At 74.1% G+C, this 16,143-nt stretch carries 16 protein-coding genes; 3 read left to right on the top strand and 13 right to left on the bottom strand.

The genetic code is table 11. The features are described from left to right. The first annotated feature begins 8 nt into the window (after positions 1-8). The gene (locus ACGFZ2_RS00860) at positions 9-404 is read left to right on the top strand and encodes an MmcQ/YjbR family DNA-binding protein (protein WP_393448753.1); all 396 of its coding nucleotides are present in this window, start codon (positions 9-11) and stop codon (positions 402-404) included. Positions 405-443: 39 nt separating this feature from the next. Here the strand turns inward: ACGFZ2_RS00860 and ACGFZ2_RS00855 are convergent, their stop codons facing one another. Then, positions 444-914, bottom strand: a complete 471-nt coding sequence (locus ACGFZ2_RS00855; protein WP_393448750.1) for a dethiobiotin synthetase — start codon at positions 912-914, stop codon at positions 444-446. A 67-nt stretch (positions 915-981) separates the two neighbouring features. Continuing rightward, positions 982-2,004, bottom strand: coding sequence for a S1 family peptidase (locus ACGFZ2_RS00850; RefSeq protein WP_393448747.1), 1,023 nt, complete (start codon positions 2,002-2,004; stop codon positions 982-984). 198 nt (positions 2,005-2,202) lie between these two features. Between ACGFZ2_RS00850 and ACGFZ2_RS00845 the strand changes: the two genes are divergently transcribed. Beyond that, positions 2,203-2,907: an SGNH/GDSL hydrolase family protein gene (locus ACGFZ2_RS00845; protein ID WP_393266248.1), complete on the top strand. Its 705-nt coding sequence runs from the start codon at positions 2,203-2,205 to the stop codon at positions 2,905-2,907. A gap of 31 nt (positions 2,908-2,938) precedes the next feature. Here ACGFZ2_RS00845 and ACGFZ2_RS00840 read toward each other — a convergent pair whose 3' ends face one another. Beyond that, complete coding sequence (locus tag ACGFZ2_RS00840) at positions 2,939-4,459, bottom strand: flavin-containing monooxygenase (RefSeq protein WP_393266250.1); 1,521 nt, start codon at positions 4,457-4,459, stop codon at positions 2,939-2,941. A 319-nt stretch (positions 4,460-4,778) separates the two neighbouring features. Here ACGFZ2_RS00840 and ACGFZ2_RS00835 point away from each other — a divergent pair, with 319 nt between their 5' ends. After that, positions 4,779-5,741, top strand: a complete 963-nt coding sequence (locus ACGFZ2_RS00835) for an AraC family transcriptional regulator (protein WP_393448744.1) — start codon at positions 4,779-4,781, stop codon at positions 5,739-5,741. 45 nt (positions 5,742-5,786) lie between these two features. On the opposite strand, the gene ACGFZ2_RS00830 is transcribed toward ACGFZ2_RS00835, so the two are convergent. The 10 genes from ACGFZ2_RS00830 to ACGFZ2_RS00785 form a co-directional block, all read right to left on the bottom strand. After that, positions 5,787-6,380 carry a hypothetical protein gene (locus tag ACGFZ2_RS00830; protein WP_393448741.1) on the bottom strand — a complete coding sequence of 198 codons (594 nt, stop codon included), beginning with the start codon at positions 6,378-6,380 and terminating at the stop codon, positions 5,787-5,789. A 189-nt stretch (positions 6,381-6,569) separates the two neighbouring features. Beyond that, positions 6,570-7,928, bottom strand: a complete 1,359-nt coding sequence (locus tag ACGFZ2_RS00825; protein WP_393448738.1) for a hypothetical protein — start codon at positions 7,926-7,928, stop codon at positions 6,570-6,572. A gap of 3 nt (positions 7,929-7,931) precedes the next feature. After that, the gene (locus tag ACGFZ2_RS00820) at positions 7,932-8,900 is read right to left on the bottom strand and encodes an alpha-ketoacid dehydrogenase subunit beta (protein ID WP_393448735.1); all 969 of its coding nucleotides are present in this window, start codon (positions 8,898-8,900) and stop codon (positions 7,932-7,934) included. Continuing rightward, positions 8,901-9,872, bottom strand: a complete 972-nt coding sequence (locus ACGFZ2_RS00815; RefSeq protein WP_393448732.1) for a thiamine pyrophosphate-dependent dehydrogenase E1 component subunit alpha — start codon at positions 9,870-9,872, stop codon at positions 8,901-8,903. Then, positions 9,869-10,666 (bottom strand): DUF3050 domain-containing protein, encoded by a 798-nt coding sequence (locus tag ACGFZ2_RS00810; RefSeq protein WP_393266269.1) that lies wholly within the window; start codon positions 10,664-10,666, stop codon positions 9,869-9,871. Before ACGFZ2_RS00810 ends, ACGFZ2_RS00815 begins: the two co-directional genes overlap by 4 nt. A 1-nt stretch (position 10,667) precedes the next feature. Further along, positions 10,668-11,597 carry a phytanoyl-CoA dioxygenase family protein gene (locus ACGFZ2_RS00805; RefSeq protein ID WP_393448729.1) on the bottom strand — a complete coding sequence of 310 codons (930 nt, stop codon included), beginning with the start codon at positions 11,595-11,597 and terminating at the stop codon, positions 10,668-10,670. Then, positions 11,594-12,706, bottom strand: coding sequence for a 4-hydroxyphenylpyruvate dioxygenase (hppD, locus tag ACGFZ2_RS00800; protein ID WP_393448726.1), 1,113 nt, complete (start codon positions 12,704-12,706; stop codon positions 11,594-11,596). Before hppD ends, ACGFZ2_RS00805 begins: the two co-directional genes overlap by 4 nt. 71 nt (positions 12,707-12,777) lie before the next feature. After that, entirely contained in the window at positions 12,778-14,016 is a 1,239-nt protein-coding gene (locus tag ACGFZ2_RS00795; RefSeq protein ID WP_393448723.1) for a beta-ketoacyl-[acyl-carrier-protein] synthase family protein, read from the bottom strand. After that, positions 14,013-15,629, bottom strand: a complete 1,617-nt coding sequence (locus tag ACGFZ2_RS00790; protein ID WP_393448720.1) for a class I adenylate-forming enzyme family protein — start codon at positions 15,627-15,629, stop codon at positions 14,013-14,015. The genes ACGFZ2_RS00795 and ACGFZ2_RS00790 overlap by 4 nt, the downstream gene beginning before the upstream one ends. Then, a complete protein-coding gene (locus ACGFZ2_RS00785; RefSeq protein WP_393266595.1) occupies positions 15,626-16,141 on the bottom strand; it encodes a beta-ketoacyl synthase chain length factor in 516 nt (171 codons plus the stop codon). Before ACGFZ2_RS00785 ends, ACGFZ2_RS00790 begins: the two co-directional genes overlap by 4 nt. Between the last annotated feature and the right edge of the window lie 2 nt (positions 16,142-16,143).

Genomic DNA, 16,143 nt, shown 5'->3' with positions numbered 1-16,143 from the left:
GTCCGGACATGGCCACGTGGGACGACGTACGCCGGATCGCGCTGGGGCTGCCGGAGACCAGCGAGCACCCCTCCTACCAGGGGGCCCCGGCGTGGAAGGTCCGGGACCGGGCGTTCGTCTGGGAGCGCCCGCTGCGCCGCGCCGACCTCGACGCCCTCGGGGCGGCGGCGCCCGACGGCCCGGTGCTCGGCGTGCGCGTGCCGGACCTGGGGGCGAAGGAGGCGCTGCTCGCCGACGACCCCGGCGTCTACTTCGCCACCCCGCACTTCGACGGCTGCCCGGTCGTCCTGGTCCGGCTCGACCGGATCGACCCCGACGAGCTGACCGAGCTGGTCGTCGAAGCGTGGCAGGACCGGGCGCCGAAGCGCCTCGCGGCGGCGTACCGGGCCGGGCAGCACGTCTGATCCGCCCCGGCGCGTCGGCCGCCAGCGGGCGGGGCGACGTCAACGCGGCAACGCCACCGAGACCGCCTCCTCGGGGGTGGAGACGTGCAGCGGGCCGTCGACGGCCACACCGTCGGCGTCGACGATCCGCCACCCGCCGAGCACCACCACCGGGATGCCGCCGCGCCGCATGCCCAGGGCCACCTCCGACAGCGTCCCCCACGAGCCGCCGACCGCGATCACCGCGTCGGCGCTCCACACCAGGACCGCGTTGCGCGCCTGGCCCATGTTGGTGACGACCGTGGCCGACACGTCCGCCACGGGGCCGGGCGCGGTGCCGTCGTCGGGGCGTACGCCGACGACCAGGCCGGCGCGGGAACGGGCGCCGGCGGCGACGGCGGACATCACCCCGCCACCGCCTCCGCAGAGCACGGTGGCGCCGCGCTCGGCGAGCAGCTCGCCCACCCGGCGGGCGTACGCCAGCTCGGCGCCCGACGCGGTCGCCGGCCCGCACACCGCCACCTGCACCATGCCGCCATGATGCCCGACGCGACGTGGCGCCCCGGCGGGATCCGCCGGGGCGCCACGGTCGGTCGGGTCAGAACACGGAGACGCCGTACTTGCTGAGCGCCTCGGTGACGGGCTGGAAGAAGGTGGTGCCGCCGGTGCGGCAGTTGCCGCTGCCGCCCGAGGTCAGGCCGAGCGCGATGCTGCCGGAGTAGAGCGGGCCGCCGCTGTCGCCGGGCTCGGCGCAGACGTTGGTGGCGATCATGCCCCGCACGGTGCCCTCGGCGTACCGGACGGTGGCGTTGAGGCCGGTGACCGTGCCGCTGTGGGTGCCGGTGGTGCTGCCCCGCCGGGTCACCTGCTGGCCGACGGACGCGTTCCCGGCGGCGGTGATGTCCTGCGAGCCCACCGAGCCGTCGATCGCGATCGAGGTGTTGGTGTAGCGGACGATGCCGTAGTCGTTGCCCGGGAAGCTGGTGCCGGTGCGGTCGCCGAGCTTGGTGCTCTGGGCCGAGTTGGCGTACCAGGCGGAGACCACGTCCGTGCAGTGCCCGGCGGTGAGGAAGTAGTAGGTGCTGCCGCTGCGCACGTTGAAGCCGAGCGAGCAGCGGTAGCCGCCGCCGTAGATGGCGTCGCCGCCGGAGATCCGCATGCTCAGTGTGCCGGCGAGCGGGGTGACCCGGGCCGTGCCGCCGGCGGCGGCCACCGCGGCGCGGATGCGGGCCGACTGGGCGGCGCCGACCGTGCTGTCCACGCCGACGACCACCTGGTTGCTGACCGGGTCGACCCAGAGGGCGGTGCCGGTGACGCCCAGGTCGACCCGGGACTGCGCGGCCTCCAGGGCGCGCGTGCTGTGGGTGACCAGGCGGGCGACGCCGCCGGCGGCGCGGACCCTGGCGGCGGCGGCCTCGTCGGTGACGGCGACGACCGTACGCCCCGAGGCGGCGTCCACGTAGGAGCCGGCGGTGCGGTCGGGACCGAGGCCGGCGGCGAGGCTGGCCGCTCCGTCGGCGGTCAGGACGGCGGGCGCGGCGTGGGCCGGCGACACGGCCATGGTGGCGCCGAGGCAGGCGACGGCGACGGCGGACATCACGCCACGTCGAGTGAGTCTCACGCGTTCCTCCAGGGAGGGCTGGACCGACTGTCTATCGATCGATGGACACATATTTCCATCGGCCGCACAGGAGGTAAAGGGCTCGACGCCGATCGTTGTCGCCACTCGTCACGAGGAGCGCACGAGCGTCCACCTGGCGGAGGCCGCCTGCCCGACGGGCCGCTGGCCGGCGGCGACCCGGTCGACTAGCGTGCGCTCATGCCATCGACGCTGACCGAATCGACGGATCCGTGGTGCCTCCGCGACGGGGAGAGCGTCGCCCTGCTGCGCGACCACCCGTGGCGGCGCTTCGCGGTGCTCGGCGACAGCGTGGCCGAGGGGCTCTGCGAGCCCGTCGACGGCTATCCCGAGGTGCAGTGGGCGGACCGCGTCGCCGCCGAGCTGCGGGCCGTCCGGCCGGAGCTGGCGTACCTGAACCTCGGGCTGCGCGGGCTGCGGGCGCACGAGGTGCGCGCCACCCAGCTCGCCCCGGCGCTGGCGTTCCGGCCCGACCTGGCGCTGGTGGTGTGCGGCGGCAACGACGCCTTCCACCCGGCGTACGACGCGGACGCGGTCGACGCCGAGCTGACCGCGATGATCGAGGCGTTGCGGGCCGCGGGGGCCGACGTGATCACCGTCGGCATGTTCGACGTCTCGCACAGCCCGGCCGTGCCCGAGCGGCACCGGGCCGGCCTGGCCGAGCGGATGCGGCGGCTCTCCGCGCACACCGGCGCGCTCGCCGAACGGCTCGGCACCCTGCACGTGCGGCTCACCGACCACCCGCTCACCGCCGACCCGTCGATCTACAGCAGCGACGGCCGGCACGGCAGCGCCCGCAGCGACGCCGTCGCCGCCGCCGAGACCGTCCGCCGCCTCGGCGCCCACCTCACGACCGCCCGAAGCGCGGACGGGGCGGCTCGGTGAGGATCCCCGCGGCTGCTGCTCCTTCCCCCTGTCAGGCCGGCTGGCTCACTGACTCCCGGGGCGCCGTCGCGGCGGTGCGCCGGATCATGCGGGGCGTGACCCTCCGATAGGCGCGCGGGTCGACGGGCAGCAGCCACTGGCGGGCGCGGGCCAGCGGGCCGAGGTTGAGCCCGAGGTCGTCGAGCACCTCGTCGATGTTGTGCATCGAGAACGGGATGATGCTCGTGCCGCGGGCGTGCTGCCCGTTGGTCCGCGCCGCCATCCAGGCCAGCCGCGTACGCACCTGCTCCCGCATCCGCTCCCTGGACGGCAGCGCGATCCCTCCCCGTAGATGGGCGGCCGTCCAGACCGCTGCCATCTCGGCGCTCAGCGGGCTGAAGAACGAGGAGTCGTAGCCGGCGAAGGTCAGGTGCGGGACGTCGACCGGCAGGATCTGGCGGTGGAGCATGAAGTTGCCGTCGTCGTCTTCGAGCCGGGCGTGCAGGGCGGCGTCGAAGAAGGGCACGTGCTGCCGGAACCCGGTGCCGCAGATGACCAGGTCGGCGGGGAGCACCGTGCCGTCCGTGAGCCGGGCGGCCGGCCGCCCCCCGTCGACCAGGAGTTCGCCGATCTGGCGATCGCGGTGGACGCTGATCCGACCGTCGGCGACCCGCTCGAAGAAACCGTCCGTCGCGAGGCTGACGGTGCTTCGCGCGATGTCCTCGAAGGTCCCGTTCGGCACGAGACCCAGCTCGCGCAGCTTGAGCTGCCGGGTCGCGACCGACCCCACGCTGTCGAGCATGCCGCGGCGCAGACCGTTGCCCGGGCCGTGCAGGAACCGCTCGAAGCCCTGCACGCGGATGTACCGGAACAGCGCCTCACCCATCCGGGTGAGCAGAAGGTACTTGTAGTTGACCGCTCCGCCGAGCTTCTTGGGCATCTTCCACAGCAGTTGGCGGGCGACGACGTGGGTCCGCGCGGCGACGTCGCTCAGCGGGACCGCCACGTCGCAGGACGACTTGCCGTACCCGACGACGAGGACGTGCTTTCCCCGCGCCGCCTCGAGATCGTGGAACTCCCCGCAGGCCAGAACACGTCCCCCCGCGGCGACGAAGTCCGCACGGCCCTCGAAGGGCGGGATGAGCGGCTCGGAGAAGATGCCGTTGGCGACGACGAGGTGGTCGTACCGCTCCCAGGTCGCCGGGTCCCGCCCACCCGTCGGTCGTGACGCGATCAGCCACGCGGTCTCGTCGTCCACGAGTTTCGCGGCGACGACCTCCGTGGAGAGGCGCAGGACGGGGCGGAGCCCGAACCGGTCCACGTAGCTCTCGACGTACTGCTGAACCTGCTCGCCCGACGGCCACTGCGGGTAGTGAGCGGGCATCGGCAGGTCGGAGAGGTGGTAGGTGCCCTTGTTGTTCTGCGTGCGAAGGCCGGGGTATCTCCGGGTGCTGCTCCAGACGCCTCCGACGTCGGGCGCCTTCTCGAACACGGAGACCTCGAAGCCACTCTGCCGCAGCACCTTCGCTGCGCTCAGGCCGGCGAATCCAGCACCGACGACGGCGATCCTCATGGCGAACCTCCACAGACTCTGCGACCCGTTGACGGGAGCCGCGACAGCGGGGCGCCGGCGGCGATCGCACGCTAACGAGCACGACGGCAGGGCTGCTATCCGCTGGACGCGCGCGGCATCCGCATCGCGCAACTTGGGCACTTTTCCCGGCGCCCTTGGTGTCGGGTTTGGAGCACGCCTCTGCTGATCACGCTGCCCCCGGTCCTAATCTCGGCACAGCAGGGCGTCTCGGCGCGGGGCCGCCGGTCCGGGCGAACCGACGGTTCCGTGCGGGTCACCGGCGATGCGCAGCCGCCCCGGCCCCATCAGGAGGTGCCAGATGGCTGCCACGACGGTCAGGACGGACGACATCGAGCGCGCCCGCACGGAGGTCGGTCGTGTCTTCTGTCCGCACCGGCTCACGCCCCAGCCGGGCGTCCGCAGCGTCCGCCTGCGAATGACGGCCCGCCGGTCGGGCGGCGTGGGCGTCGTCGACCTCGACTACGCGCAGGCGGTGCGGATCCAGCCGGCCGCGCTGGAGACCTTCTACCTGGTGCAGATTCCCCGTGGCGGCCGGGCGGAGGTCCGGCACGCCGGGCGTACCGTGGCCTCCACGCCCGACACCGCCTCCGTCCTCTCTCCCTATGACGCCTCGGACATGCACTGGTCCGAGGCGTCTCCGCACCGGATCTTCTACGCCGACCGGCAGACGGTCGACCGGGAACTCGCCCGACTGCTGGGCCGACCCGTGGACGGCCAGGTCCACTTCGACGTCGGCATGACCATGAGCACGCCCGCGGCGGTGGCCTGGGCCCGCGGGGTGGACTTCCTCGCCGAGGAGCTGTCCCAGCCGAAGGGCGCCTCCCTCCTCGACCACCCGCAGGTCGTCGGCCGCTTCGAGCAGGCGCTCATCGGCAAGTTGTTGCTGACCCACCGCCACACGTACACTGACCTGCTCGCCGGGCCGGCGAGGCACCCGGCACCCGGGCGCCTCGTCCGACGCGCCTGCGCACTGATGACGGAGCACCACGGCGAGGCACTGACGGTCGGCGACGTCGCGGAGGCACTTCGGGTGAGCGTACGGACGCTGCAGGACTGCTTCCGCCGCGAGCTACAGACCACCCCGATGGCGTACCTGCGCGCCCGCCGGCTCGACGCGGTCCACGCCGCGCTGCGCGCGGCCGGACCCGGGGCGTCCGTGACGACCGTCGCCCTCGACCACGGATTCGCCCACCTCAGTCGCTTCGCCGGCGAGTACCGGTCCCGCTTCGGCGAGTCGCCTTCCACCACCCTCCGTCGCTGACCACGCCCCGCCGGGCCCCGATCTCGCATCGGGGCCGGCGACCGGTCAGGGCATCGACAGGCTCCTGGGCCAGCCGTTCAGGTGGGAGAACTGACGGAGGTACCGTTCGCAGGCGCTGACGAAGTCGTCACTGCCAGGGGGTAGGCGGGTCGCGGCGATGACGTGGGCAGGATCGGACGAGCGGGGACGCAGCATGCCGATCTGTTCGTCGACGAACTCCCCGCCGGCGCTGCTGGCGACGGCCAGCGCCAGGGCCGTCGCCGTGACGACACCGACGCAGGTGCGGCTGGGGCTGAGGACGGCTTCGACTCCGCCGCCGGCCTCAGACAGGTGGTGGATGACCATCATCCACACCGTGTCGTTTCCGCCGGAGACGTCGACCTCGTAGTGGACCGAGTGCGACATCGCGTCGACCTCGTGGTCGACGGATTCACCGATGACGGTGGACCGCAGCTCCGCCCGATCCACCTGCCGGCCCTCGGAGAGGCGTCGCCCCTGCTCGTAACGCCGGTCAGCGATGAGACGCAGCCGCGGTGCCGCGTCCAGCCCGAGAAGCTCGGCGAGCGTGCCCTGCGCCGCGTCCATCACAGTGGCGAGTGTGAGTGGCCGCGGCAGGGTGGCCTCCAGGTCGACGGACATGCCGAGAGAGTAGCTACCAGGGGCGGACCCGTAACCTGAGCGGCCACGACGGCTCAGGCAAGCTGGGCCAGTGTCCGGGTGATGTTGTGCTCGACGATGGCCAGCATGCCGGCGGACGCTCGGTGACCATCGCACGACCGAGCACGGTGGGACGACCGGCAGCGGCCGTCCCACCGTCCGCCGCTCAGCTCAGTCGACCACCAGGAGGCCGGAGAGGAGGACGCCGCGGGCCAGGTTGAGCACCCCGTCGCAGCCGGGGAAGCCGGTGCGGATGCAGGCGCCGGCGGCCCGGCGGCCGAACAGGTACGGGGCGATGCTGTACGGCACCTCGGCGCTGACCGTCTCGCCGGTCTCGATGTGCACGAAGTCCAGCGGGACGTCGTCGGCCTTCACGTACTCCTGGAGGATGAAGCCGCCCCGCTCGACGGCCCGGGTCAGCCCGTCCCGCCACGCGTCGGTGTCGGTCTCCCGGCCGATCAGCACGTCCACCCCGGCGGAGCCGTCGGCCGGCTTCGCCACCAGGCCGGGCCGGTCGGCCACCGCCCGGTCGAGCAGGTCGGCGGTCAGCGACCAGGTCCGCGGCACGTACCGCTGGACCAGGTCCCGGTCCGCCGGCGCCAGCGCGGCGGCATCCTCCCACAGCCAGGCGAAGGCCCGCTTGTTGGCGATCAGCCAGGCCGCCGCCGACACCCACATCGGCACCGTCCCGGCCGCCAGCCCCGCCTCCAGGGCGTCCACCCCGGCGCTCGGGGTGACCCGGTTGGGCACGAAGAGGCGGAACACCCCGTCGACCGGGGCGCCCCCGGCGACGAGCCGCTTCCCGTCGTCGAGGGTCACCTGGGAGACCGGCGCGATGACCAGGTCCATGCCGGACGCGGCGGCCCGCTCGACCACCGGCGACAGCAGCCGGAAGAACCGCTGCGGGTCGTCCAGGCCCGGGTACTCGGCGTCGAAGTCGATCAGCATGGCGACCCGGGCGCCCTCGGGCAGGCCGAGCCCGGCGCGGATCGCGGCGAACCGCTGGTCCACCGCCGAGGGGGCCGCCGCCAGGCGGACCCGGTCGGTGAGGCCGCGCCGCCGGTAGACGTCGACGAAGCGACGCACGGTGGTGTCCGCGTCGAACGCCCCGCCGAGGCTGCTGTCGATGTTGTACTCCACGAACCGGGGCACCCCGTCGGAGAGCAGCACGTCCGGCCGGAACGCCTCCAGCAGCGCCTCGGTCAGCGGCTCGTCGTCGTCGAGCAGCCGGGTCTCGCCGTCGGGCACGTTCAGCAGCCGGCGCAGCTCCCCCGCCGTGCCGGCCCGCCGCCGGCACGCCTCGAAGACGAGCTGGGCGAGGCGGTCGGAGACGGCGTTGAGCACGCCGAGGGAGGTCTCGTCCATCACCGGCGGCCGGGCCAGCCGCCACTGCTTGTTGTACGTGGCCCGGCCGTCGAAGATCTCCCGCCAGGACTCCGCCCCGGCGGCGACCATCTCGGCGCGGATCGGCGCGGGCAGGTCGAGCCACGCCTGCGCGGCGGAGGGCCAGCGGTAGTCGACGTCGGTCATACATCAGTCCTTCATCACGTGTTGGATGGCGGCCAGGAGTTGCTCGCGGCTCGGCTGCACGGCCCGGTCCAGCGCCGGGGCGAACGGCAGCACCGCGCCGTCGGGGCGGGTGACGCGGCGCGGCGGCGCGACCAGGCGTACCCGCTCGACCATGGTCGCGATGATCTCCCCGGCGATGCCGCAGGAACGGTTGGAGTCGTCCACCACCACCAGCCGCCCCGTGCGCGACACCGACTCGGCGAGCCCGTCCCAGTCGAACGGGTACAGCGTGCGGGGGTCGAACACCTCCACCGACACCTGGTCGGCCAGCTCCTCGGCGACCGCGAGGGCGTCGTGCACCAGGTGCCCGACCGCCACCACGGTCACGTCGTCGCCGAAGCGGCGCACCCGGCCCCGGCCCAGCGGCACCGGAGCCAGCGCGGCGAGGTCCACGTCGTCGCGGACGTCGAGCGCCCCGGCCGGGGCGAAGACCACCACCGGGTCGTCGCACCGCACCGCCGACACCAGCAGCCCGTACGCGTCGGCCGGGGTGGCCGGCACCACGGTGGTCACCCCGACGTGGGCGAAGAGGCTGTACGGGTGGTCGGAGTGCTGGCCAGCCCAGCCCGTCCGGGAACCGGAGCCGGGCACCAGGTAGGTGACCGGTACGGCGCACTGCCCGCCGGTCATCAGCGGGAACTTGTGCGCGTGGTTGACGATCTGCTCGAAGACCAGGAACAGCAGCGACGGGATCTGGAACTCGACCACCGGCCGCATCCCGGCCAGTGCCGCCCCGGTGGCGAAGCTGGTGAACGCCTGCTCCGACAGCGGGGTGTCGAGCACCCGCTCGGGGCCGAACCGCTTGAACAGTCCGGCGGTGACGTTCGAGGCGGCCACCCGGATGTCCTCGCCGAGCAGGAACACCGACTCGTCGCGGGCCAACTCGTCGGCGAGCGCCCGGGTGAGCGCCTTGCGGTAGGACAGTCTGGGCATCTACCCACCTCCGGTGCGGGCGGTCAGCCCGCTGGCGTACAGGTGCGCCAGGGCGTCGGCCGGGTCCGGCTCTCCGCCGGCGAGGGCGAACTCGACGGCCGCGTCCAGCGTGACTTCGACCTCGGCGTCGACCTCGGCCCGCGCGTCGGCGGGCAGCCGCCCGCCCTGGATGTCCACCGGGTCCCGGGACCGGCCCCGGGCCACCTCGTCGGGCGGGCGGTAGTCGAGGCGTACCGCGTGCTCGAAGGTGTGGTGGGCGTCGAACCGGTAGGTCCGGGCCTCGATCAGCTCGGGGCCGCCGCCGACGCGCATCCGGTCGACGGCGGCCGCCGCGGCGTCGCGTACCGCCTCGGGGTCCTGGCCGTCCACGACGGCGGCCGGGATGCCGAAGGCGGCGGCGCGGCCGGGGATGCTGCCGGCGACCGCGCCCGCGACGGGCATGGTGGTGGCGTAGCCGTTGTTCTCGCAGACGAACAGGACCGGCACCCGCCACAGCGCGGCCAGGTTGAACGCCTCCAGCAGCATCCCCTCGTTGACCGCGCCGTCGCCGAAGAAGCTCACCCCGACGGTGTCGTCGCCGCGCCGTCGGCGCGCCCACACGGCGCCGGTGATGATCGCCCCGGACGCGCCGACGATGGCGTTGGCGCCGAGCACGCCGACGCCGAAGTCGGCGGCGTGCATCGAGCCGCCCCGGCCGGCGTTGAGGCCGGTGACCCGGCCGCACAGCTCGGCGAGCATCCGGGCCGGGTCGGCGCCCTTGGCGAGCACGTGCCCGTGCCCCCGGTGGGTGCCGGCGACGACGTCGTCGGCACCCAGGGCGGCGCACACCCCGGCGGCGATCCCCTCCTGCCCGAGGTACGGGTGGATGCCGCCGACGACGTGCCCGGAGCGGACCAGCTCGACGGCCCGCTCCTCGAACCGGCGGATCAGCCGTACCGTCCGGTAGAGCCGGACCGGGTCGGCGTCGGTCACCGCTCGCGCCCCTCCTTCACGGCGGCGAGGATGTCGTCCCAGAGCTTCGCCCGGGCGGCGAGCGCGGTGTTGACGGTGTCGGCGCACTCCTGCCACCTGGTGTCGTCGTCGCCGCACAGGTCGGCGAGCATCTGCATCGCCATCGGGGTGTGCTGCTCGCCGTCGACCTCGATGTGCCGCTCCAGGTAGTCGACGAACGTGTTCAGCTTGCGGCTGCGCTCGTTGACGGCGACGACCTGGGTGAACATGTCGGGGATCAGGTCCTCCCGGCCGAAGGCGAACGCCGCCGCCTGGCAGTGCACCGGGGTCTCCTCGATGATCCGCCAGGTGGTGGCGGCGAACGCGGCGGACGGCCCGGGCACGCCGGCCTCGACCAGCGACTCGGCCACCGGCCGGCCCGCCCGCAGCAGGTCGATCAGCCTCTCCACGGCCGTGGTGTCGGCGCCGGCCTCCCGCATGCCCTGCACGTACAGCTCGAAGTGGCTGATGTAGCCGTCGCCCAGCTCGTCGCTCTCCTCCACCATCACGATGTCGTTGATGAGCCGGCGACTGCCGGTCGGGCCGGTCGGGATCCACGGCACGGTGACGCAGGTGAGCTGCCGCTGCAACGACTTCAGCAGCGACATGAAGTCCCACACGGCGAAGACGTGGTGCTCCATGAAGGTGACCAGCGCCTCGTGGGTGTCGAGGTTGGCGTAGAGCGGGTGCCGGACCACCACGTCGCGGCGGTCGGTCACCGCCTTCTCCAACCGCTCGATGCCCGGGTGCGTCCTTCCCCAGTCGTACCGTGACATGTCAGCCTCCCTGTGGGGCGCGGTGGCGCCAGATGACGGGGCAGTATTCGGGGTCCGCGTAGTCCGGCCGCCCATCGGGGGTGCGGCGGACCAGCACGTCGTGGTTGTACGCGGCGCGCGTGCCGTCGGAGAGCGCGTACTCCCGCCAGGCGTTGTCGCCGTCCTGCAGGTGCAGCGAGATCGCCCGGCGCGGGCGGCCGCTGACGTTGGCGCCACTGCCGTGGTAGGTGCGGCAGTGGTGGAAGCTCACGTGTCCCTTGGGGATCACCATCGGCACCTTGCGGATCTCGGCGCCGTTGTGGGCCGCGTTCTCGGCGAGCATCTCCTCCAGCTGGTCGCGGTCGCGGTCGGCGAAGTGGCGCACCACCGTGTCGTCCGCGCCGATCTCCTGCCAGCGGTGCGAGCCGTCGACCATGGTGATGGTGCCCATCTCCTCCCCGCAGTCGTGGAACGGGATGAACGCGGTGAGCATGTTCTCCGACGACGACGACGCCCAGTAGTGCTTGTCGAAGTGCCAGGGCACGATGTTGGACGGCTCGCCGGAGATCGGCGGCTTGTAGATCAGCGTGGACTGGAAGACGCGGATCTCGGTGGCCCGCGCGAGCCGGGCGGCGACCGCGCCGACGAGCGGCTTGCGCAGGATCGCGCCCAGCCCGTCGTGCTCGTGGTGGACGTAGTCGTTGTGCCGCTGCACCGCGCCCTTCGACGGCTCCCAGTAGGCGAGCTTCGGCGGGCGCACCGGCAGGCGGCGGTGCCGCTCGCCGTCGTAGTAGCGGTCGGACGCCGCGGTGAGGGCGTCCACCTCGTCGTCGGTGAACAGCTTCTTCGACAGGTACCAGCCGTGCTCGGCGTAGAAGGCGACGTCCTCGTCGGACGGGAGCAGCGCCTCCTCCTCGGCGGTGAGTGTCGGCTCGAACTCGGTCGTGGTCACGCCCGCACCTCCTGCGGTGTCGCGGCCGCGACGGCGGTCCTCGCCCCCGCCGCGGCCAGTTCCCGTTCCTTGGCCTCGTAGAGCGCCTTGATGTTGCCGCTGCCGAACGTCCGGGCCCCGCGCCGCTCGATCAGCTCCAGGAAGAGCGTGCGGCGCACGTGCATGGACTCGGTGAAGATCTGCAGCAGCTGCCCGCCGTGATCGCGGTCGACCAGCACACCGAGGTCGCGCAGCCGGTCCAGCGGCGCGTCCACCCGGCCGACCCGCGCCTCGAGGGTGTCGTAGTAGCTGCCGGGGGTGCCGGCGAAGCGCACCCCCCGGTCGGCGAGGGTGCCGACGGCGGTGACGATGTCGTCGGTGCGCAGCCCGAGGTGCTGCACCCCGGCGCCGGCGTGCTGGTCGAGGAAGGCGTCGATCTGCCCCGGCCGGCGGCTGCGGTCCGGCTCCAGCAGCACCAGCGTGACCCGCCCCGACGGGCTCTGCACCACCTTGGAGTTCATCGCCTGCCCGGCGACCTCGATGTGCTCCTCGAAGATCTCCGCGAACCCGAACACCTCCCGGTAGTGCCGGACGGTCTCGTCGAGCTGGCCCGGCGGCACGCAGACCGCCAGGTGGTCGATCTCGGCGAGCAGCTTGTCGTCGCTGCCGCCGGCCGGGGGCGTCAACTCGACCGCCCCGGGCAGGAACTCGGTCCGGTCGCCGCGCCGCGACACCAGGCGGTGCAGCACGTCGCCGAAGCCGCCCACCTCGGCGGTCACCACCTCGGCGGCCGGCCCGGTCCAGGTGGTCGGCGGCGTCACCCCCGCCGCCCCGCGGCCCACCAGCTCGGCGTACGCGTCGGCGGCGTCGTCGACCTCCAGCGCGACCACGGCGATGCCGTCGCCGTGCCGCTGCACGTACCGGGACGCCGGGTGCTCGGCGGTGAGCCCGGAGGTCAGCACCATCCGGATGTCGGCGTGGCACAGCAGCAGCGACCGCTGGTCGGCCAGCCCGGTCTCGGGACCGCCTTGGCCGCAGAGGTGGAAGCCGACCGCCCGGCCGAAGTAGAAGGCCGCCTGCCGGGCGTCCCCCACGTAGAGTTCGATGTGGTCTATTCCACGGATGTCCATGTCCTCAGCCCTTTCCACGGGTCCCCCGTGGTCTGCCGCCCGGGCGCGCCCCGCCCGGGGTGGAGCGTGTCTCAGGCCCTCGGCCGGGCGGCCCGCGCGAGCAGCAGGCTCACGTTCTGGCCGCCGAAGCCGAAGGAGTTGGTCAGCGCGTAGCCGGTGTCCGTCGCCCGCGGCTCCTTGCGGATGTGGTCCGCCGGGCAGGCCGGGTCCGGGTCGTCGAGGTTGTGCGTCGGCGGGAGCAGGCCCCGGCCGAGTGCCAGCGCGGTGGCCGCCGTCTCCAGCACCCCGGAGGCGCCGAGCAGGTGGCCGGTGAGCGCCTTGGTGGAGCTGACCGGGACGCCGCCGTCGCCGAACACCTCGGCCAGGGCGGTGGTCTCGGCGATGTCGCCGAGCTTCGTGCCGGTGCCGTGCGCGTTGACGTAGCCGACCCGCGCGGCGGGCACGCCGCCGCTGGCCAGCGCGCGCCGCATGCACTCCGCCGCGCCGGCGCCGTCGGGCCGCGGGGCGGTCGGGTGGTACGCGTCGGTGGTCGCCCCGTACCCCGCGACCTCGGCGTAGCCGGTGACGCCCCGGGCGGCGGCGTGCTCGGCGCGTTCCAGCACCAGCAGGGCCGCGCCCTCGGCGAGGACGAACCCGTTGCGGCGGGCGTCGAACGGCCGGCTCGCCGCCGTCGGGTCGTCCCAACCCCGGGCCAGTGCCCGGGCGTTGCCGAAGGTGTCGGCGAACGTCGGGAACAGCGGCGCCTCGCTGGCCCCGCAGAGCACCACGTCGGCCTCCCCGGCACGGATCAGCCGGACCGCGTCGGCGACCGACTGGGCGCCGGAGGCGCAGGCGGTGCCGACCGAGGAGGTGTAGCCGCGGATGCCGTACGCGATGGCGATCCGCGCCGCCGGCATGTTCGGCAGGATTCCGGTGAGCAGGTACGGGCTGACGGCGGCGCGGCCCCGCTCGGCCCGGGCCAGCACCTGCGCCTCCAGGGTGGACATCCCGCCGACCCCGCCGACGATCACCCCGATCCGGCCCGGGTCCACGTCCCGGCCCACCTCGATGCCGGCGTCGGCGAGCGCGTCGGCGGCGGCGAGCAGGGCGAGCACGACGATCCGGTCCAGCACCCGGGTCTCCGGCCCGGAGGCGACGGTGCGCGGGTCGATCTCCGGGAGCAGGCCGGCGACCTCCAGCGACCCGGCGGCGGGGTGCCCGGCCGGCGGCCGGGTCAGCCCGGACCGCCCGGTGCGGAGCGCGTCGAACGTCGCCGCGACGCCCCGGCCGACGGGGGTGAACAGCCCCATCCCGGTGATGACGGCGGTCATGACGGCGCCTCGGTGAGATAGCGCTCCCGCAGGGCCACCTTGCGCACCTTGCCGGTGACGGTGACCGGGAGGTCGGCGGGCCGCACCGGCACCACCCGGCGCAGGGTCGCGCCGACGTCCGGCCCGAGGGCCGCCCGGACCCGCGCGGTGCGGTCCTCGGCGTCGTCGGCGCCGGCGGCGAGTTCCAGCAGCACGTCGGTGACCACCCGGCCGGCCTCGGCGACGATCACCACCGTGCAGTCGGTGACGTCGGGGCAGGCGGCGAGGATCCGCTCCTCCGACAGCGCGGTGTAGAACCGCCGGCCGTCGCCCGCGTCGACCGAGTCGACGGCCCGGTCCAGGTGGTAGTAGCGGCCCTCGTCGTCGGCGTACACCAGGTCGCCGGTCAGGTACCAGCCGCGCCGGCGGAAGCGGTGGGTGGTGACCGAGTCGTTCCAGTAGCCGCGGAACAGCGACGGCGAGTCGATGCCGAGCCAGCCCACCTCGCCGGTCGGCACCGGCTCGCCCGCGGCGTCGAGCACGGCGACCCGGGCGAACCGGTAGGGGCGGCCGATGCAGCGGCCGTACCGGTCGGTGTCGGTGCGGTGGGTGATGTGGAACATCGAGTGGCCCATCTCACTGGAGCCGAGCCCGTCGATGAAGACCGAGCCGGGCACCCGGGTGATCCCGTCGCGGGTCACCACGTCCCGGGAACCGACCGCGACCAGCCGGCGCACGTGCGGCTCGTGTGAGCAGTCGCCGGTGTTGAACCACAGCGACACCGAGTCCAGGTCGTACGCGGACAGGTCGAAGCGGGCCAGTTCCGCCCAGGTGACGGAGAAGCCGAACACCCCGTCGGGGCGCCAGCGCTGGATCGCGTCCAGCACCCGCTCACCGCCCTGGTCGGACAGCAGGAACATCTCCGCCCGGTTGCCGAGGGCCTGGTTGACCATGAGCACGGTGGCGGTGTGCGGGGCGGGCAGCGCGTTGAGGATGCGGCGGGTGCCCTGCGCCTGCGGCATGGTGAGCAGGTGCCGGGTGGCGGCGAACAGGCTCGCGTGCGAGTGCAGCACCGCCTTGGGCACCCCGGTGGTGCCGGAGGTGTGGGTGATGACGACCGGGTCGTCGGCGTGGTGCCGGTAGTGCGCCGGCGCGGCGGCCGGGTCGCCGGTGCCGGCCTCGGCGGGGGTGCCGATCACCGGCACGCCGAGGTCGTGCCCGGCCAGCAGCGCGGTGTGCGCGTCGTCGGCGAGCACCCCGACGCCGCGCAGCCGGCGGATGTACTCGGCGGCGATCTCCGGGCGCAGCCTGCCGTTCATCAGCGCCGGGATCGCGCCGAGCCGGGTCAGCGCGAGGTAGCTGAGCGCCATGTCGGCGGCGGCGGTGGCCCAGACGGCCACCGGGTCGCGCGGCCTGATCCCCCGCTCGTGCAGCCACGCGGTGCGGGCGGCGACCCGCTCGTCGAGCCGGCCCAGCGTGAGCGGCCGCTCGGCCGGGTGGCCGTCCACGGCGGTGTCGAAGGTGAGCCCCGGCCCCTGCGGGTCAGCGCCGTGCGCCAGCACCCGGGCCAGCACGTTGCCGGCGCCGATCCCCTCGTCGGTGGCCAGTGTCCCGCGTAGTCCCCTGGTCCTCATGGCGTTCCTCCCCCCAGCAGCACCGCGACGGCCCGGGCGCCGGGCTCCCCGCCCGGGCCCCGCGCACCGCCGTCGTCCGGTGCCTGTTCGATCAGGACCAGCAACGCCCGGTCGGCGTCACCGTCGTGCAGCAGCAGGTCGACCTCGGCGATCCCCTCGTCGCGCGGGTCCCCGGTCGGCGCGAGGCAGACCACGGGCCCGCCCAGCCCCCACCGGGCGGCCACGTGCCCGGCCACGCTGTTGGGCACCGACTGGAAGAAGAACAGCGGCCCGGGCCGGTTGCCGGCGGCGACCGTGGCGCGCACCTGCGCCGCGCTGGCCCGGTCCCCCGCCGCGCTGGCCAGCACGACCGCGGTCCGCTCCCCGTCGGGTGCGGGTCGCCCGTCGTACGCCCGGGTAAGGCAACGCTCGGCGACCGCCGCGACCAGGGGTGGGAAGCTGGAGTACACGAACCCGGGCACCGGCGGCGGCGCGCCGTCGCCCGGCTCGGGCCAGGCCGCCTCGGCCAGCACGG

This window comes from Micromonospora sp. NPDC048063, from assembly GCF_043202855.1.
Lineage (GTDB): Bacteria > Actinomycetota > Actinomycetes > Mycobacteriales > Micromonosporaceae > Micromonospora.
The sequence above is the reverse complement of the archived record's forward strand: the minus strand, read 5'-3'. Positions and strand labels throughout refer to the sequence as shown.